Origin of the sequence: Amycolatopsis silviterrae (genome assembly GCF_042684085.1) — a bacterium.
In the GTDB taxonomy this organism is placed as follows: domain Bacteria; phylum Actinomycetota; class Actinomycetes; order Mycobacteriales; family Pseudonocardiaceae; genus Amycolatopsis; species Amycolatopsis silviterrae.
The window spans coordinates 317,552-335,401 of record NZ_JBHUKS010000014.1 but is presented as its reverse complement, the minus strand read 5'-3'; the positions used below and the strand labels follow the sequence as shown (position 1 = coordinate 335,401).

The following is a 17,850-nucleotide window of genomic DNA, read 5'->3' as shown; positions in this document are numbered from 1 at the left end:
GGCCGCCTCCGCGAAAAGAGGACCGATCTTCGCCGCACCGTCCAGCATGGAGTACTCGGTGTGGACGTGCAGGTGGACGAAAGAATCGTTCGACACCAGCGAAAACCTCCCCTAGGCAGACGGCTTCCCGGCTCCGGTCGACGCGGCGGGCCCGGGCTGCCCACCCTAGTCCGCCGCGGTTCGAGCGCGACGGCTGCATCCTCCTCTCGCGGACGGCCGGGCGCGGCTCCGACGCGCCGGGCGGCGGGCCGGACGCGTTCCCGGTGGTGATCACCGGTACCCGCACACGGTCGCACCCGGCACCGACAAGACCGGGGCCGCCGGAAGCCGGGCCGCCGAGAGTCACCCGGGAGCGTGAACCAGGCCACAGCCGCCGTGCACAGGGCCGACGCATCGCTTGACAGCGGGCGGGCCGGAACCGACGATCCGTCGCGTGAACCTGTCTGACAGCCGGGCAGCCGGACTGCTCCCCCGGCGCGTCAGCGCGATGGAGGCCGTGCTCGGCTACCTGCGGGACGCGATCGAGCGCGGGGAGTACGCGGTCGGCGACCAGCTGCCGTCGGAGGCCGCGCTGAGCAGGGAGTTCGAGGTCAGCCGGTCCGTGGTGCGCGAGGCGCTGCGCGGGCTGCAGGCGCTCGGGCTCACCGTGTCGCGCACCGGGCGGGGCACGTTCGTCACCGCGAGCGGCCCGCCGCAGAACCCTACGTTCGGCGACTACTCGGCCCGCGACCTGGTCGAGGTGCGCAGGCACGTCGAGGTCCCGGTGGCCGGATACGCCGCGCGCCGCCGCGACGCGGACCAGCTCGCCCGGCTCGCCGATCTCGTCGACCGGATGGACGCCGAGACCGGGGACGCCGCGTGGGTCGCGCTCGATTCGCAGTTCCACGTGACCGTCGCGCGCGCGTCGGGAAACCCGGTGTTCGCGAAGGTGATCGAGGAGATCCGCGACGCGCTGGCCCGGCAGTCGGCGTTCCTGAACCAGCTCGGCGGACGGCGGGCGCAGTCAAACGTCGAGCACCGGCGCATCGTCACGGCGATCGCCGAGGGAGAAGAAGATGCGGCCGCGGCCGCGATGACCGAGCATCTCGATCACGTCGAGAAGACCCTGACCACGATCGTCCGACCGGCCCGCGCCGGCGAAGCAGAAACAGGAACCACCGCGTGACTGAAGAAACCCTGCCCGCGACTGCCGAGGCGGGTCCCGCCGACGCGGGCGACGCCGGATACCGCAAGGCGCTGAAATCCCGGCACATCAACATGATCGCCATCGGCGGCGCGATCGGCACCGGTCTGTTCCTCGGCGCGGGCGGACGCCTCGCGCAGGCGGGCCCAGCGCTCGCGATCGTGTACGCGGTGTGCGGGCTCTTCGCGTTCTTCGTGGTGCGCGCGCTCGGCGAGCTGATCCTGCACCGGCCGTCGTCCGGCGCATTCGTGTCCTACGCGCGCGAGTTCATGGGCGAGAAGGGCGCGTACGTCGCCGGCTGGATGCACTTCCTCAACTGGTCGACCACCGGCATCGCGGATATCACCGCTATCGCGCTGTACGCGCACTTCTGGTCGTTCTTCACACCGATCCCGCAGTGGGTGCTGGCGCTGATCGCGCTGGCGGTCGTGCTGTCGCTGAACCTCGTTTCGGTGAAGCTGTTCGGCGAGATGGAGTTCTGGTTCTCGATCGTCAAGGTCGCCGCGCTGGTGCTGTTCCTGCTCGTCGGCATCTTCCTGCTGGTGACGCAGCATCCGATCGACGGCCACGCACCCGGCCCGCAGCTGATCGCCGACCACGGCGGCGTCTTCCCGGCGGGCATCGTGCCGATGATCCTGATCGTGCAGGGCGTCGTGTTCGCCTACGCCTCGTGCGAGCTGGTCGGTGTCGCGGCGGGCGAAACGGAGAACCCGAAGGCGATCGTGCCCAAGGCGATCAACTCGATCATGTGGCGGATCGCGCTGTTCTACGTCGGTTCGGTGGTGCTGCTGGCGATGCTGCTGCCGTGGGACGCCTACTCGGCCGACCAGAGCCCGTTCGTGACAGTGCTGGCGAAGCTGGGCGTGCCGTATGCGGACAGCATCATGAACCTGGTCGTGCTGACCGCCGCGCTGTCGAGCCTCAACTCCGGCCTGTACTCGACCGGGCGAATCCTGCGCTCGATGTCGCTGGCCGGGTCCGCGCCGAAGTTCACCGGCGTGATGAACCGCAACCAGGTGCCCTACGGCGGGATCCTGCTCACGTCGTCGGTGTGCGTCGTCGGCGTCGGGCTGAACTACGTGGTGCCGAAGGACGCGTTCGAGATCGTGCTGAACTTCGCCGCCGTCGGCATCCTCGGCACCTGGGCGATCATCGTGCTGAGCCACCTGCTGTTCGTGCGGAAGGCCAAGCGCGGCGAGGTCACGCGACCGCACTTCCGGCTGCCGTTCTCGCCCTACACCGAAATCGCGACGCTCGTGTTCCTCGCCGCGGTCGTCGTGCTGATGGGCTTCGACAAGACCGGCCGGATCACCCTGCTGGCGCTGCCGGTGATCGTCGTCGCGCTGGTCGTCGGCTGGTTCGTGGTGCGCAAGCGGATCGACATGAGCGCGTTCGACAAGGCAGAGGCGTCGTGACCCCGCAGGAACGCGAACCGCGGCACGTCCCGCTGGTCCACCTTCTGCGCGACGGCATGGTCGAGGGCGTGCACCACGGTTCGGTCGTCGTGCTCGCCCCCGATGGTTCGACCGTCTTCGAGGCAGGCGACCCGGACGTCGCGATGTACCCGCGCTCGACCGCGAAACCCCTGCAGGCAGCCGCGATGGCCCGCCTCGGACTGCGCCTGGCTCCGGCAGGCTTCGCGATCGCCGCGGCCAGCCACTCCGGCGAACCACGCCACCTCGACGCGGCGGCCGCCGTGCTCGCGGCCCATGGCTTCGCCGAAACCGACCTGGGCAACCCCGCCGACCTGCCATACGACCCGATCGAACGGGACACCTGGATCGCCGACGGACGGCAACCGTCGAAGCTCGCGCACAACTGCTCCGGCAAGCACGCCGCGATGCTGGCCGTCTGCCGAGAACAGCGGTGGGACGTCGAGGGCTACCTGGACCCGGCGCATCCGTTGCAGCGCAAGATCCGGGAAACCGTCGAGGAATTGACCGGGCAAACCGTGCCGCGAGTGGCCACGGACGGCTGCGGCGCACCCCTGTTCGCGCTCTCGCTGCGAGGGTTGGCGCGGGCTGCTTCGCGGATCGCTACCGCGCCGGACGGTTCACCGGAAGCGTTGGTGGCCAACGGGATTCGGGCGCGTCCGGACCTGGTGGCGGGGAGCCGCCGTGACGTCACCCGCCTGATGCAGGCCGTGCCGGGACTCATCGCGAAGGACGGCTTCGAGGCTGTTCAGCTTGCGGCGTTGCCAGATGGGACCGCGGTTGCGCTGAAGATCGCGGACGGCGGCGACCGGGCAAGACCAGCGGTACTAGCCGCAGCCCTGGCACGAGCGGGCGTCGCTCCGGAACTGCTCGCCCCCTTCCGCGACCCAGCCCTCCGGGTGACAGACGCACTAGCCGCGTAGTGTCTGTGAGGGGAACCCTCACTGACACTGATTCCCTCAGGGTTCCCCTCACGGCCCTCAAACCGCCGCCGATGCCCCCAACGAGCGAGGCACCCAGCCCCTCCCCCGCACCCCGATACGAAGCCTCCCTGCGGGCGGCGGGTGTTTGTCAAGGCATCTTTCCCGCCTTGACAAACACCCGCCGCCCGTCAGCACAATTGGGCTTCGGGGTGCCCCACGCAACCAAGGCCGCAACCAAGGCCCCCAGCACACCCACCACAACCCGCGTACGTTCGAAAACGTGCTGACCCGAATAGTCGATCGCCTGTTAGGTCTCCCGCCCGCCGAAGGCCCCGCCCCCATCGTCACCAAGGGCCTGCACGTCCCCATGCCAGACGGCACCCACCTCCTCGCCGACCGCTACACCCCACCCGCCCAGCCCACCGGCCCGGTAGTCCTCATCCGCACCCCCTACGGCCGAACCGGCCCCCTCGCCAAACTCTTCGGCGACACCTTCGCAAGGCACGGCCTCCAAACCGTCCTCCAAAGCACCCGCGGCACCTTCGGCTCGGAAGGCCAATTCCGCCCGTTCCACCACGAACGCGAAGACGGCGTCGCCACCGCCGAATGGCTCCGCGCCCAACCCTGGTGCGACGGACGGATCGCCATGGCAGGCGCGAGCTACCTAGGCCACACCCAGTGGGCAGTGGGCCCGTACCTGGACCCGCCGCTGGAAGCCATGTGCCTGGCCATCACCGCTTCGGAATTCGTCAGCACGTTCTACCCCGGCGGAGTCCTCGCGGCGGACAACATGGTCTCCTGGTCCGCCCTGATCGGGAAGCAAGAAGAACGGTTCGCCGCGCTACCGAACCCGCTGCAAAAACGGCGCACCCGGAGCGCCATGGCGTACCTGCCGATCGCGGGCGCGGACGTCGCGGCGATCGGCAAACCGGTCCAGTTCCTCCAGGACGTCACCGAGCACGCGGATCCGGACGACGACTTCTGGCGGATGTCCGACCACAGCGCGGAAGTCGCGAAGCTCGAGGTGCCGGTCAGCATGGTCACCGGCTGGTACGACCTGTTCATCCGCGCGCAGCTGCGGGACTTCCGCACGCTGCAGGACGCCGGGCGCGCGCCGCGGATCACCGTCGGCCCGTGGTCGCACGGCGAACCGGCGAGCTTCCGCGTGCTGATCCAGGACCAGCTCGGGTTCCTGCGCGCGCATCTGGCCGGCGACCGCACCCAGCTGCAGCGCTCGCCGGTGCGGATCTTCCTGCAGCAGGCGTCCGCCTGGCTCGATTTCGACCACTGGCCGCCCGCTTCCGCGCCCACGGCCGCCCATTTGCGCCCGGTCGGCGGTCTCGGCGAAACGGTGCCCGGCGAGGCCCGGCCCACGCCGTTCACCTACGACCCGGCGGACCCGACCCCGGCCGTCGGCGGGCCGCTGCTGATGGGAAAGACCAAGCAGCGCGACAATTCCGCCGTCGAGGCGCGCGACGACGTGCTGGTCTTCACCGGCGAACCGCTGGTGCACGACCTCGACGTGATCGGCGACGTGTCCGCCGCCGTGTTCGTGCGGACCGAATTGGCCGACGCCGACGTGTACGTGCGGCTGTGCGACGTCGACCCCGGCGGCATCTCGCGCAACGTCACCGACGGCATCCTGCGGCTGCGTCCCAGCGAACCGGAAGCCGATGCCGACGGCGTGGTCCGGGCCGAGGTGGAACTCGATCCGACCGCGTACCGGTTCCGTCGCGGGCACCGGTTGCGCGTACAGATCGCGGGCGGTGCGTTCCCGCGGTTCGCGCGCAATCACGGTACGGGAGAACGGGTTTCGTCCGCGGTGCGCGGCGCGCCGAACCGGTTCGAGGTGTTCCACGACGAGACCCGTCCCTCGCGGATCACGCTCCCGGTCTTTACCCGGTGACCGCGCGCTGATGCGTCGTCAGCCTGCCGTCGTCATGCAGCACGTGCAGCAGAAGCGACGGCGGGCTGTCGAAGTCCAGCGGCCCGCCCTCGTCCCAGCCGCGCCCGGAGCCGGGTTCCACCGGCAGCAGTGAGCCGGACACCACCCCCGGCGCAATGCGCACCGGCACGCCCGCGAACTCAGTCGCCGCGCCGGTGTGCACGTGCCCGCACAGCAGCGCCACCACGCCGGGATGGCGCTTCAGCACGGCGGCGAGCCGGTCTTCGCCGGTCTGGCGCATCGCGTCCACCAGCGGCACGCCGACGTCGAGCGGCGGGTGGTGGAACGCGACGAACGACGGGCCGTCGTGGCCGGCGAGCGTGTCGTCCAGCCAGGCGAGCGTCTCGTCGGCGAGGTAACCCGCGCTCTCGCGCGGGATCGTCGAATCGCACGACACGAGCAGCACTCCGGCCACCTTCGTCGCGGTGTTCACCGGGGCGTCGCCGGCCGGTTCGCCCAGCAGCGCCTCGCGAAACGGCGCGCGCACGTCGTGGTTGCCGGGGCAGACCACCACCGGAACCGGCAGGTCGAGCAGTTCGGCCGCGCGCCGGTACTCCTCGGGCCGGCCGTGGTCGGTGATGTCGCCGGTGGCGAACACCGCGTCCACCGGCTGTTCGAGGTTCCGCAGATAGCGGCTCACCGCGGCGGCCCGTGCGTCGGCGCGGTCGCCGCCGTCGAGGTGGATGTCGGACAGATGCGCGAAAACCCGCACCGGATCAGCTCCCCTTCAAATACGTCAACGCTTTCACCCAGTTCCGGACGAGCAGCGCGGACGCGCCGGCCAGGTCGCCCTCCCGCAGCGCCGACGCGATCTCGCGGTGCTCGGCCACGCTCTCCGCCGCTCGGTCCCGACCGCCGAAGTATGCCGTCTCATAGCGTTTCAGCAACGGCTTTGTCTGCTGGATCAAGCGCAGCAGATGCGGGTTGTCGCAGCGGGACGTGAGCAGCGCGTGCCAGCGGTCGTCCGCCGCGGGCAGGTCGGCGGACTCGGCGATCTCGTCCGAAATCCGGTCGAGCGCGTCCGGGAGCGAGGCGAGTTCGAGCGGCGACGTCCAGCGCAGCGCGAGCGCTTCCAGCTCGGCGACCAGCGGATACAGCCGGCGTGCCTCCTGCGGGTCGAAGGGCGCGACGAGGAATCCCCGCCCGGGCGCGGCGACGAGCAGCCCGCGATCGGCGAGCCCGATCAGCGCCTCGCGCAGCGGCGTCCTGGACACGCCCAGCTCGCCCGCCAAGCGGACCTCGTTGATCCGGGTGTCCGCGGGAAGCCGCCCGTCGAGAACGCGCGCGGTGATCTCTTCGAGAAGTTCACCGCGCATGAGCCTCTTGTCCATGCCGCGAGTATTGCACACAGATCGCTCGTACTGTATTCAGTTGGTATGGCCAGCACTTTCGATGTCGACCGCGCCAGGTCCGAAACCCCAGGGTGCGCAGGAGTCGCGCACTTCAACAACGCGGGCTCCGCCCTTCCGCCCGCCCGGGTCACCGACACGGTGGTCGACTACCTGCGCACCGAATCCCTGCTCGGCGGCTACGAGGCAGTCGAGCAAGCCCAGGAACGCATCGCCGGCGTGTACACCTCGATCGCGCGGCTGCTCAACGCCACTTCCGAAGACATCGCGCTCAGCGACAACGCGACCCGCTCGTGGCAGGCGATCTTCTACGCGCTGCCGTTCGGGCCGGGCGACCGGATCCTCACCGCGAGCGCCGAATACGCCAGCAACGCCATCGCCTACCTCCAGATCGCGCGCCGCACCGGAGCCGTCGTGGAGGTCGTGGACGACGACGAAACCGGCCAGCTGGACGTCGACGACCTGCGCCGCCGGATCGACTCCCGCGTGAAGCTCATCGCGGTGACCCACGTGCCGACGCAGGGCGGTTTGGTGAACCCCGCCGAGGAAATCGGCGCCGTCGCGCGCGAGGCGGGCATCCCGTTTCTGCTCGACGCCTGCCAGTCAGCCGGTCAGCTGGACCTCGACGTCGAACGCATCGGCTGCGACGCACTGACCTCCACCGGCCGCAAATACCTGCGCGGCCCGCGCGGCACCGGCTTCCTGTACGTGCACCCGCGCCTGCGCGACCGGCTCGAACCGGCGATGCTCGACCTGCACGCCGCCAAGTGGACCTCCCCCACCGAGTACGTGGTCGACCCGACGGCGAAGCGGTTCGAGGTGTGGGAGCGCGACTACGCCGCCGTGCTCGGCCTCGGCGCGGCAGTGGACTACGCGATGGAATGGGGCCTGCCCGCGATCGAGGAACGGGTCGCCGCCTTGGCCGCCACCCTGCGCTCCCGCCTGGCCGGCCTGGACCGGGTCACCGTGCACGACGCCGGCGCGCGCAAGTGCGGTCTCGTGACATTCAGCGTCGACGGGCTGCCCGCGGACGAGGTCAAGGACCGGCTGAACGCGGCGAAGATCAACACGAGCGTCTCGCATCCGTCGTCGGCGCAGTACGACTTCACCGCCCGCCGCCTGCCGGACCTGGTCCGCGCGTCGGTGCACTACTACAACACCGAGGAGGAGATCGACCGGCTGACCGACGAGGTGGCCGCGCTCGCGCCGTGAGCGAAGATCACCCGTTTGCCGCAGTATCCAGCACCGCCGAAGCCGCCTCCTGTTTCGCGAACACCCGCGGAGTGCGCTGCGGCCGGGCCTGTCGAGGGGGCAGGCCCGACGGGGCCGGGGGAGGAAAAGGAGAAGGCCTCCTGGATCGGGATTGATGGGGGAACCCGGTCCAGGGGGCTTTCTCTTGCGTCAGGACGCTTGGCCTTCCCCGGCGCGACTGGACGTCGGCAAGCGCGGGAGCAGGCTGGCGAACGAACCTCGCCCGGTGCCGGATCAGGCGCGGCCGGTGTGGTCCTTGTTGATGTGCGGCGGCGGAGCGGGCCAGTCCTTGACTTCCCCCATGAGGGTCTTGATCTGGCTCTTCGAGAGCGACTGCAGGACCTTGGTGGCCTTGGCCAGCTCCCGGCCGTCGACGTCCTCCTCGATGACCGCGGGATACGTGAACGCCTCGCTCTGCATCTCCACCGTCATCGGATCATTCACGACTGCACTCTTTTCCTGCTCGGGCGAACACAGTCCACGAACTGTAACACGGTTAAACCGCCTCCCCGATACTCCGATTGTGGACCGAGGTAAGAGATCGCCTACGCAGTGCGAGGTACTGCATCCGCCTTTTGTGGTAGCGGCACCAGGCGAACATGCTCGCGGTCATCGCCACCAGGGACAAGATCAGCCAGACGCCGTCGTAGATCGGCAGCGAAAGGCCGTCCGATTCCATCAAGTGGATAGTGATCCTCCAGTGCAGCCATCCGGAATCCTGGAGTACCGCGACCGCGAGACCGGTCAGCGAAAAAATCGTCGTGGCGCGCAACGCGAATTGCGTGGTCAGCGAAGCCCGCTGCAATGCTTCGACGCCGAACACCTGCCGTGACCACGAGGACAGCACCCCGGGGACCGACACCACGACCGCGACCACGCCGCTCTTGAGGTTGTAGTCCCACGAGGAATCCACGAACGTCATTCCGGCGACGATCAATCCCAGCGCGGACAAGAACAGCAGAGTCGTCGCGAGGCGCAGGGTCGCGAACGGGTTTTCGACGACATTCAGCACGTGCGTGTGGAGAATGCGCTTCATGTCGTAGCCGTTGCGGGCATAAAAGTGCGCATACGGCAGCGCCCGATGATCCCGGGCGCGCATGTAGGTCGGGATCATTTGCCGGTCGCCGTCGATCGGCCCGGAATTCTCCGTTGTCCGCTTGAAGCTTTCCTGCTGGATCGGCTCCAGTTCCGCGGCGCTCACCCGCTGGTGGATCTCGTGGGTGTGCACGTAAAGCCCGGCCGGCAGCGAAATCCGGAGATGATAGCTCTCGCATTTGTACATCAGCGGGGTGGTCAGGGTGATCCGCGAAGGAAACTGGCCCCAGCGGAACCGGATCTCCGCGGCCCAGTTCTGCCGCCGCCCGGTCTCCGTCTTGACCGCCTCCGACCCGTGCAGCGCCGTCATCCGGGTGTAGGTGATCTTCAGCGACGGTTTCGGCTCGTCGACCAGCGCGTACAAGACGTAGTTGGAGCGCAGCTGCGAGACCAGCCACTCGCCCCGCAGCGGCGCGGAATGCTCGTCCTCGGCGGGCGGGAGCAGATCGGTGACCGACTTGTCCTTGTCCGTGAGGCTGCTGGCCGGGCGCACCACCTCGTAGATGTCCGGAGCCACTCGTTTGCGCAGCTCCGCGAGAAACGCTTCGCTGTCGGGCAAAACCACGTCGTCGCCGCTGCCGACGTCCACGCCGCTCAGCTCCTCCGCCGCCCGCGTGGTCAGCACCAGCGCCGCGGACACGCGCAGGCTTTCGTCGTACGAGAGCGTGGTCGCCGGTTTAGCGTCGACCGTCACTTCCAGGCCGTCCAGCAGCAGCCCCTTCGGGAAATCTGCCACCGGCACCAGCAACGGGCCGTTTTCCGGCACGTTCGAAATCCGGATGTCCTTGGTGACGGAGTGCTTCGCCACCGGCCCGTCGGTCAGGATCTCCTCGGTGATGCGCAGGTTGAATTTGTGCGGCTCCAGCAGCAGCTCGACCGCCAGGTTCAGGTCGAGCGAACCGTAGTGGGCGTATCCCTCGTCGAGCAGCTTCCGCACGTACCAGGCGTTGATGTCGTCGTGGACCGATTTCCCGATGCCGTCTTCCGGATTCCGCGGGATTTTCTTGTGCCCGTACAGATGCACGAACCGGCGCGCGAACAGCAGCCAGTAGGCCTGATGGACGAGCCCGCAGAAGCCGACCACGCCGAGACAGGTCCGGACGACGACGATCGCGACCGCGCCGTCGTGCCCGGAGCCCCAGGAAATCAGCGCGGACCCCAGCAGCACGGCCGAGGGCAGGAACACCGCGAGACTGGGCGAAGAAAACCGCCCGTTCGGGAATCCGGTGTCCTGCACCACTTTGTCGACCCGCGAGCCGAATACCTTCAGCGTCCGAGGAAATGGCGTGCCGTGCCCGTCGCCCTCGCTCATGGGGCCCCCTGTCCCGCCGCCGGCGCAATCTGCCTGTGCAAGTCGCGACGGTGCGGAACGCCATTACCCGGACGGCCCAGCTTTACCCGTACGGAGCAGTGCGCAACGACGAAACCCCGCCCGGGAAAGTTCCCCCGGACGGGGTCGGCACGGTGGGCGCAGCAGGGTTCGAACCTGCGACCGCTCGGGTGTAAACCGAGTGCTCTTCCGCTGAGCTATGCGCCCGCGCGCCGGAAACGGGGCCTGAGGGCCCCGCCCCGGCGAGCGAGTATCAGGCGGTCAGTTCCTCGACGGCCTTCTTCCACCCGGCCTGGTCGCGCGCCTCGCCCGGCGCGTTGACCTCGGCGAAGCGGACCACGCCTTCCTTGTCGATCAGGAAGGTGCCGCGGACGGCGAGCCCGGCCTGGTCGTTGAAGACGCCGTAGGACTGCGCCACCTCGCCGTGCGGCCAGAAGTCCGACAGCAGCGGGAACTGGTAGCCCTCGACCTCGGCCCACGCCTTGAGCGAGAACGGCGTGTCGACGGAGACGCCGAGGACCTGGACGCCCTTGCCGTCGTAGTCGCCGAACTCGTCGCGCAGCTGGCACAGCTCGCCGGTGCAGATCCCGCTGAAGGCGAACGGGTAGAACACCAGCAGCACCGGCTTGTCGCCCTTGAACTGCGACAGCGTGACCGGCTGCTTGTTGTAGTCGTTGAGCGTGAAGTCAGGGGCCTGCGAACCGACCTCGACGGCCATACCGGCGATTCCTCTCCAGAGCGAACACGAGCGTGCCGCCCACCCTATCGCGCGGTCAGCGTTGCTTGGCTTTCGAGGACTTCGGCGACACCAGCCGGGTGCCCAGCCAGCCGGGGCCCACGCTGATGTTCGCCGTCTGGGCGAGCCCGACCTGGGGCACCGCCTCGGCGATGTCGCTGGGCTCGACGTGCCCGGGCTGCCCGGTCTTCGGGGTCAGCACCCAGATCACGCCGTCCTCCTCCAGCGGGCCGCGCGCGTCTACCAGCGCGTCCCCGAGGTCCCCGTCGTTGTCGCGCCACCACAGCAGCACGACGTCGATGACCTCCTGGGCGTCCTCGTCGAGGAGCTCACCGCCGATCGTTTCCTCGATCGCCGCGCGAACGTCGTCGTCGACGTCCTCGTCCCAGCCGATCTCCTGGACCACCATGTCCGGCTTGATGCCAAGGCTTTCGGCGACGCCGGCACTGCCTGCGTCTCCCGCGGCGACCACTGCTTCCACTCCTCCAACTACGACGGAGCGCGGCAGTAGGTCCGCCGCACTCGGATACACGGTTGTCGAACAGCGAACACTGACGCGGCGCTGCGCGCAACCGTCCACACCGGATCTTTGGCAAGTCGTGTCTGCAGCGTAGGGGCCCGCCGCCCCCTCGCCCGACTCCGGGTGGCACTCAGTACCCCACCACTGCGAAGCTCTCCCCGGGAGCCTCCTTTAGGGTGGAGGAGAGAAAACGCGCGCGCGATACACCGTGCGCGGGGAGTGGCGACACTCGGGCGGCCGATGTTACCGGGCAGTACAGGTGACGGGAACCCCAACCGGGACGACCATGGACGTCGGCGAGCACTCCCGCCCACCAGCTACAACGGCTACAACCAGCTACAAGGAGACCCCTTGGCCCCGCAGAACGACGGCGCCTCCGGCAAGGAGACCCCGGCTCGCGTACGCGTCATCCGTGACGGACTCGCGGCGCACCTTCCCGACATCGACCCGGAAGAGACCAGCGAATGGCTGGACTCCTTCGACGAGGCGCTGGCCCGAGGGGGCCAGCAGCGGGCCCGGTACCTGATGCTGCGCATCCTCGAGCGCGCCAGGGAGCGCAACGTCGGCATCCCGGCGCTCACGTCGACCGACTACGTGAACACGATCCCCACCGAGAACGAGCCGTGGTTCCCGGGCGACGAGGAGATCGAGCGCCGCTACCGCCGCTACATCCGCTGGAACGCGGCGATCATGGTGCACCGCGCGCAGCGGCCGGGCGTCGGCGTCGGCGGCCACATCTCCACCTACGGGTCGTCGGCGGCGCTGTACGAGGTGGGCTTCAACCACTTCTTCCGCGGCAAGGACCACTCCGGCGGCGGCGACCAGGTCTTCTTCCAGGGCCACGCCTCCCCCGGCATGTACGCCCGCGCGTTCCTCGAGGGCCGCCTCTCCGAGCAGCAGCTCGACGGGTTCCGCCAGGAGTACAGCCACGCCGGCGCGGGCGGCGGCCTGCCGTCGTACCCGCACCCGCGGCTGATGCCGGAGTTCTGGGAGAACCCGACGGTGTCGATGGGCCTCGGCCCGATGAACGCGATCTACCAGGCGCGGTTCAACCGCTACCTGCACGACCGCGGCCTCAAGGACACCTCCGACCAGCACGTCTGGGCGTTCCTCGGCGACGGCGAGATGGACGAGGCGGAATCGCGCGGCCTGATCCACGTGGCCGCGGGCGAAGGCCTGGACAACCTGACCTTCGTGATCAACTGCAACCTGCAGCGGCTCGACGGCCCGGTGCGCGGCAACGGCAAGATCATCCAGGAGCTGGAAGCGTACTTCCGCGGCGCCGGCTGGAACGTGATCAAGGTCATCTGGGGCCGCGAGTGGGACTCGCTCCTGCACGCCGACCGCGACGGCGCGCTGGTCAACCTGATGAACGTCACGCCGGACGGCGACTACCAGACGTACAAGGCCAACGACGGGGCCTTCGTCCGGGAGCACTTCTTCGGCCGCGACCCGCGCACGAAGGACCTGGTCAAGGACCTCACCGACCAGGAGATCTGGAACCTCAAGCGCGGCGGCCACGACTACCGCAAGGTGTACGCGGCGTACAAGGCGGCCATGGAGCACGCCGGCCAGCCGACGGTGATCCTGGCGCACACGATCAAGGGCTACGGCCTCGGCCCGGCGTTCGAGGGCCGCAACGCCACGCACCAGATGAAGAAGCTCACCCTCGACGACCTGAAGCTGTTCCGCGACACCCAGCGGATCCCGATCAGCGACGAGGAACTCGAGCGCGACCCGAAGCTGCCGCCGTACTACCACCCGGGCGCGAACTCGCCCGAGATCGAGTACATGCGCGGCCGCCGCAAGGCGCTCGGCGGGTTCCTGCCGGAGCGCCGCCCGAAGACCGCCAAGGCGCTCGTGCTGCCCGGCGACAAGGTCTACGAGGGCGTCCGCAAGGGCTCGGGCAAGCAGGAGGTCGCCACCACGATGGCGATCGTCCGGCTCATCCGCGAGCTGGCGAAGGACTCGGAGATCGGCAAGCGGATCGTCCCGATCATCCCGGACGAGGCGCGCACGTTCGGCCTCGACTCGATGTTCCCGACCGCCAAGATCTACAACCCGCACGGCCAGACCTACACCTCGGTCGACGCGAGCCTGATGCTGGCGTACAAGGAGTCCGAGAAGGGCCAGCTGCTGCACGAGGGCATCAACGAGGCGGGTTCCACCGCGTCGTTCACCGCCGTCGGCACGTCGTACGCGACGCACGGCGAGCCGATGATCCCGATCTACATCTTCTACTCGATGTTCGGGTTCCAGCGCACCGGCGACGGCCTGTACGCGGCGGCGGACCAGATGGCCCGCGGCTTCGTGCTCGGCGCCACCGCCGGCCGCACCACGCTGACCGGCGAGGGCCTGCAGCACGCGGACGGGCATTCGCTGCTGCTGGCGGCGACCAACCCGGCCGTGGTGGCGTACGACCCGGCGTACTCGTTCGAGATCGCGCACATCGTCAAGGACGGCCTGCGCCGGATGTACGGCGAGACCGGCCCGGACGGCAACGGCGAGAACATTTTCTACTACATCACCATCTACAACGAGCCCTACCAGCAGCCGGCCGAGCCGGAGAACCTGGACGTCGACGGCGTGCTCAAGGGCCTCTACCGGTACGCCGACGCCCCCGCGGGCGACGGCCCGGAGGTGCAGGTGCTGGTGTCCGGCGTCACGATGCCGGACGCGCTGAAGGCGCAGAAGCTGCTGGCCGAGGAGTGGGGCGTGCGGGCCGCGGTGTGGTCGGCCACGTCGTGGGGCGAACTGCGCCGCGAAGCGGTCGAGATCGACCACGAGAACCTGCTGCACCCGGACGAGACGCCGCGCGTCCCGTACGTCACGCAGAAGCTGTCGGGCGTTTCCGGCCCGGTCGTGGCGGTGTCGGACTGGATGCGCGCGGTGCCGGACATGATCCGCCCGTGGGTGCCCACCGACATGCTCACGCTCGGCACCGACGGGTTCGGCTTCTCCGACACCCGCCCGGCCGCGCGGCGCAAGTTCCTGGTGGACGCCGAGTCGATCACCGTCGGCGCGCTGTCCGCGCTCGCCAAGCGCGGCGAGTTCGACCAGGCGAAGGTCGCCGAGGCGGCGCGCCGCTACCGGCTCGACGACGTGGCGGCCGCCGGGCCGCAGACGTCCGACTCCGGCAACGCGTGACCGCTGCCTGACTCCAGAGGCCCCTCCGGGACAGTGTCCCGGAGGGGCCTCTGCCTACTGTGCCGATCGTTACTAATCCGACCACAGCCACGGCCGAATGGCTTTGCAGCAACGGTTACGTGCCGCGCGGGGGTCGGCCTACTTTTGGTCGGATTAGTAAGGTAGACATCGGATGTATCCGGATGCCTGACGAAAGGTGGTCGAGCGTGACCCAGCGGCGCCTGCCCCGGCCGAGCGAACTCAAAGAGATCCTGCGGCCGAAGCCGATCGTGCTCAACCCGACCGATCGGCGCCTCGCCGGCGCGCACACGATCGCCGACCTGCGGATGATCGCGCGCAAGCGGACCCCGCGCGCGGCCTTCGACTACACCGACGGCGCGGCCGAACTGGAAGACAGCCTGCGCCGCGCCCGGCAGGCCTACCGCCGGGTCGAATTCCAGCCCAACGTGCTGCGCGGAGTGTCCGATGTGGACACCAGCAGGGAGATCCTCGGCCGGCGCTCGGCGCTGCCGTTCGCGTTCGCGCCCACCGGGTTCACCCGGATGATGCAGCACGAGGGCGAGCGCGCGGTGGCCAGAGTGGCGCAGCGCAACAACATGCCGATGGCGCTGTCGACGATGGGCACCACGTCAATTGAGGACCTCGCGGCGGCGGCTCCGGACGCGCGCAAGTGGTTCCAGCTGTACGTGTGGCGCGACCACGGCGCTGGCGAAGATCTGATGAATCGCGCGTGGGAGAACGGCTACGACACGCTCCTGCTGACCGTCGACACCCCGGTCGCGGGCGCGCGGCTGCGCGACGTCCGCAACGGGCTCACCATCCCGCCCGCGCTCACGCTGAAGACGTTCGCCGACGGCGCCACGCACCCGGCGTGGTGGTTCAACCTGCTGACCACGGAGCCGCTGAGCTTCGCGTCGCTCAACCACTTCGGCGGCACCGTCGCGGAACTGCTGGACAAGCTGTTCGACCCGACTCTGAACTTCGACGACCTCGACTGGGTGCGCCAGACCTGGCCGGGAAAACTGGTGGTCAAGGGCGTGCAGAACGTCGACGACGCACGCGAGGTGGTGAAGCACGGCGCGGACGCGGTGCTGCTGTCCAACCACGGCGGCCGCCAGCTCGACCGCGCCCCGACGCCGATCGAACTGCTGCCCGCGGTGCTGGACGAGATCCAGGACAGCGCCGAGGTGTGGGTCGACACCGGCATCCTGTCCGGCGGCGACATCGTGGCCGCACTCGCCCGCGGCGCGAACACGGTGCTGATCGGCCGCGCGTTCCTGTACGGCCTGATGGCGGGCGGCGAGCGCGGGGTGCAGCGGTGCGTGGACATCCTGCGCACGGAGATGATCCGCACGATGCAGCTGCTCGGGGTCCGGCGGGTGGACGACCTGCGTCCCAGCCACGCGACCCTCCGCTGAGCCCGGGTCCGTGAAGGACTCCTTGAGGGACTCCAGCTCCCTTGCCGGGACTTAAGCCGGGTGGCGTCAGCCTGCCGACCGTCCACAAAGGACGTCAACCTCGGTGAAATGCCCCATTAATGCCGGAATGCCCGTTTCTTCAAGTCCGTGAAGGGCACCCTGAAGGAATCAGATTCCCTCAGGGTGCCCTTCACGGACGACACACCCAGCTCCCGCCGCTCACAACGGCCCCGACGCAAGCCGACCCGGTCCGCCAGCCGCTTCCACCTGGGCGGACACGCCTCAGCCACACCCACAACGCCGCCTTAAGCCCCCGGCATCGGACCCAGATTCCCTCAAGGAGTCCTTCACGGACGACGACCCCGCGCCACTTCAAGCCCAGGCATTGGACCTCGGCCGTCCGTGAAGGACCCCTTCACGGACTTTCAGCCCGGATTGGCGCAGTCGACGTAACCAGGTATCCAGTGACCGACATCACGTCTCCTCCCTTCGGAACACCTGAGGGAGAAGACCATGTCCGTCACGCTGAACCGCCGCGCGCTGGCGATGTTGCGCGCGATCGCCGCCGGCCGAGCCGAACTCACCCGTAGCTGCGAGCCGGACCTGCGGGTCGACGGCCTGCCATGCTGTGACCAGACGACCGCCCACGACCTGGTGCGGGAGGGGTTGGTCCGCCCGGCGTCCGCGCTGGGCGGCGCGGTCGGGCAATGGACGCGGGCCGAGCTGACCCCGGACGGGCAGCTCGCGCTCCGCGTCTGAGTCAGCGCGCCGCGGGGACGGCCTTCTGGCCGGCCACCGCGGTGCGCGCCGACCGGTTCCAGGTCACCCAGCCGTGCACCACCAGCGCGGCGAAGACGACGTAGATCGCGGCCGAGAAATACAGGCCGGAACGGATCTGCAGCGGCACGCCGATCGCGTCGACCACCAGCCACACCGCCCAGAACTCCACGAGCCCGACGCCCTGCGCGGCGAACGCGACGAGCGTCCCGACGAAGATCGCGGCGTCCGGCCACGGCGCCCACGAGGCGTCGAGTGCCTGGAGCGTCAGCGCCATCGCGACCGTGCCCAGCCCGAACGCGCCGAGCATCACGGCCCGCTCCGTCCAGCGGCCCTTGCGCACGACGACGCCGTACACCGGGTCGGTCCGGCGGTTCCAGGCCCACCAGCCGTAGAGCGAGATGAGCAGGATCGCGACCTGCCGCCCGGCGAGGCCGCCGAGGTGCGCGGACGCGTAAACGGAGAAGAGCAGGACGGTCGCGCCGACCTGCACCGGCCAGGTCCACAGCGTCCGCCGCTGCGCGAGGAACACGACCGCGAGCGCGAACACCTGCCCGGCCAGCTCGGCGATCGAGATCCACTGGCCGAACACGGTCACGCCGTGGTGCAACAGGAAGTCCACGTCGGCACCCCTTCCGATCTACGCCTCCCAACATGCAACACGGAGCGGCCATTCCCGTGCCGATGTGAGACTGCAGACAGTCCCGCTGAGTGGACGCCCGCGGGCACGGCGAAGGCCCGGC

Annotated in this window: 16 protein-coding genes and 1 tRNA gene; 8 read left to right on the top strand and 9 right to left on the bottom strand. The window is 69.2% G+C overall.

The window, feature by feature from the left end:
* A partial coding sequence (locus ACFSVL_RS20695; RefSeq protein WP_378306508.1) for a PHP domain-containing protein occupies window positions 1-96 on the bottom strand: 96 nt, incomplete at its 3' end.
* A 391-nt stretch (window positions 97-487) separates the two neighbouring features.
* On the opposite strand from ACFSVL_RS20695, the gene ACFSVL_RS20690 reads away from it, so the two are divergent.
* The 4 genes from ACFSVL_RS20690 (at window position 488) to ACFSVL_RS20675 (ending at window position 5,445) form a co-directional block, all read left to right on the top strand.
* Entirely contained in the window at window positions 488-1,165 is a 678-nt protein-coding gene (locus ACFSVL_RS20690) for a FadR/GntR family transcriptional regulator (RefSeq protein ID WP_378306506.1), read from the top strand.
* Entirely contained in the window at window positions 1,162-2,598 is a 1,437-nt protein-coding gene (locus tag ACFSVL_RS20685) for an amino acid permease (protein ID WP_378306493.1), read from the top strand. Before ACFSVL_RS20690 ends, ACFSVL_RS20685 begins: the two co-directional genes overlap by 4 nt.
* The gene (locus ACFSVL_RS20680) at window positions 2,595-3,539 is read left to right on the top strand and encodes an asparaginase (protein ID WP_378306491.1); all 945 of its coding nucleotides are present in this window, start codon (window positions 2,595-2,597) and stop codon (window positions 3,537-3,539) included. The genes ACFSVL_RS20685 and ACFSVL_RS20680 overlap by 4 nt, the downstream gene beginning before the upstream one ends.
* A gap of 280 nt (window positions 3,540-3,819) precedes the next feature.
* Window positions 3,820-5,445 (top strand): CocE/NonD family hydrolase, encoded by a 1,626-nt coding sequence (locus ACFSVL_RS20675; RefSeq protein ID WP_378306490.1) that lies wholly within the window; start codon window positions 3,820-3,822, stop codon window positions 5,443-5,445.
* On the opposite strand, the gene ACFSVL_RS20670 is transcribed toward ACFSVL_RS20675, so the two are convergent.
* Entirely contained in the window at window positions 5,435-6,196 is a 762-nt protein-coding gene (locus ACFSVL_RS20670; protein ID WP_378306488.1) for a metallophosphoesterase, read from the bottom strand. The two genes, ACFSVL_RS20675 and ACFSVL_RS20670, sit on opposite strands and share 11 nt — an antisense overlap.
* Before the next feature lie 4 nt (window positions 6,197-6,200).
* Window positions 6,201-6,815, bottom strand: coding sequence for a GntR family transcriptional regulator (locus tag ACFSVL_RS20665; RefSeq protein WP_378306486.1), 615 nt, complete (start codon window positions 6,813-6,815; stop codon window positions 6,201-6,203).
* 45 nt (window positions 6,816-6,860) lie between these two features.
* On the opposite strand from ACFSVL_RS20665, the gene ACFSVL_RS20660 reads away from it, so the two are divergent.
* Window positions 6,861-8,045 (top strand): aminotransferase class V-fold PLP-dependent enzyme, encoded by a 1,185-nt coding sequence (locus tag ACFSVL_RS20660; protein ID WP_378306484.1) that lies wholly within the window; start codon window positions 6,861-6,863, stop codon window positions 8,043-8,045.
* A 273-nt stretch (window positions 8,046-8,318) separates the two neighbouring features.
* Here the strand turns inward: ACFSVL_RS20660 and ACFSVL_RS20655 are convergent, their stop codons facing one another.
* The 5 genes from ACFSVL_RS20655 to ACFSVL_RS20635 form a co-directional block, all read right to left on the bottom strand.
* Window positions 8,319-8,528 carry a hypothetical protein gene (locus ACFSVL_RS20655; protein WP_378306482.1) on the bottom strand — a complete coding sequence of 70 codons (210 nt, stop codon included), beginning with the start codon at window positions 8,526-8,528 and terminating at the stop codon, window positions 8,319-8,321.
* A 52-nt stretch (window positions 8,529-8,580) separates the two neighbouring features.
* Window positions 8,581-10,491, bottom strand: a complete 1,911-nt coding sequence (locus tag ACFSVL_RS20650) for a hypothetical protein (RefSeq protein WP_378306480.1) — start codon at window positions 10,489-10,491, stop codon at window positions 8,581-8,583.
* Window positions 10,492-10,644: 153 nt separating this feature from the next.
* A tRNA-Val gene (locus ACFSVL_RS20645) sits at window positions 10,645-10,716 on the bottom strand.
* Between the two features lie 46 nt (window positions 10,717-10,762).
* Window positions 10,763-11,227 carry a peroxiredoxin gene (locus ACFSVL_RS20640; protein ID WP_378306478.1) on the bottom strand — a complete coding sequence of 155 codons (465 nt, stop codon included), beginning with the start codon at window positions 11,225-11,227 and terminating at the stop codon, window positions 10,763-10,765.
* Window positions 11,228-11,282: 55 nt separating this feature from the next.
* On the bottom strand, window positions 11,283-11,717 hold the full coding sequence (locus ACFSVL_RS20635) for a DUF3052 domain-containing protein (protein ID WP_067591158.1): 435 nt from the start codon (window positions 11,715-11,717) through the stop codon (window positions 11,283-11,285).
* A 399-nt stretch (window positions 11,718-12,116) separates the two neighbouring features.
* Here ACFSVL_RS20635 and aceE point away from each other — a divergent pair, with 399 nt between their 5' ends.
* The 3 genes from aceE to ACFSVL_RS20620 all read left to right on the top strand — a co-directional run bounded on the left by aceE (window position 12,117) and on the right by ACFSVL_RS20620 (window position 17,089).
* A complete protein-coding gene (aceE, locus tag ACFSVL_RS20630; RefSeq protein ID WP_378306476.1) occupies window positions 12,117-14,912 on the top strand; it encodes a pyruvate dehydrogenase (acetyl-transferring), homodimeric type in 2,796 nt (931 codons plus the stop codon).
* 206 nt (window positions 14,913-15,118) lie between these two features.
* Window positions 15,119-16,330: an alpha-hydroxy acid oxidase gene (locus ACFSVL_RS20625; protein WP_378306474.1), complete on the top strand. Its 1,212-nt coding sequence runs from the start codon at window positions 15,119-15,121 to the stop codon at window positions 16,328-16,330.
* Between the two features lie 513 nt (window positions 16,331-16,843).
* The gene (locus ACFSVL_RS20620) at window positions 16,844-17,089 is read left to right on the top strand and encodes a hypothetical protein (RefSeq protein ID WP_378306473.1); all 246 of its coding nucleotides are present in this window, start codon (window positions 16,844-16,846) and stop codon (window positions 17,087-17,089) included.
* 1 nt (window position 17,090) lies between these two features.
* On the opposite strand, the gene ACFSVL_RS20615 is transcribed toward ACFSVL_RS20620, so the two are convergent.
* The gene (locus tag ACFSVL_RS20615; protein WP_378306471.1) at window positions 17,091-17,729 is read right to left on the bottom strand and encodes a nicotinamide mononucleotide transporter family protein; all 639 of its coding nucleotides are present in this window, start codon (window positions 17,727-17,729) and stop codon (window positions 17,091-17,093) included.
* Between the last annotated feature and the right edge of the window lie 121 nt (window positions 17,730-17,850).

Bases quoted from the DNA above. Each gene is read 5' to 3' on its own strand.
- ACFSVL_RS20690 (WP_378306506.1), top strand. From the start codon at position 488: ATGGAGGCCGTGCTCGGCTACCTGCGGGACGCGATCGAGCGCGGGGAG.
- ACFSVL_RS20665 (WP_378306486.1), bottom strand. From the start codon at position 6,815: ATGGACAAGAGGCTCATGCGCGGTGAACTTCTCGAAGAGATCACCGCG.
- ACFSVL_RS20660 (WP_378306484.1), top strand. From the start codon at position 6,861: ATGGCCAGCACTTTCGATGTCGACCGCGCCAGGTCCGAAACCCCAGGG.
- ACFSVL_RS20650 (WP_378306480.1), bottom strand. From the start codon at position 10,491: ATGAGCGAGGGCGACGGGCACGGCACGCCATTTCCTCGGACGCTGAAG.
- ACFSVL_RS20640 (WP_378306478.1), bottom strand. From the start codon at position 11,227: ATGGCCGTCGAGGTCGGTTCGCAGGCCCCTGACTTCACGCTCAACGAC.
- ACFSVL_RS20620 (WP_378306473.1), top strand. From the start codon at position 16,844: ATGTCCGTCACGCTGAACCGCCGCGCGCTGGCGATGTTGCGCGCGATC.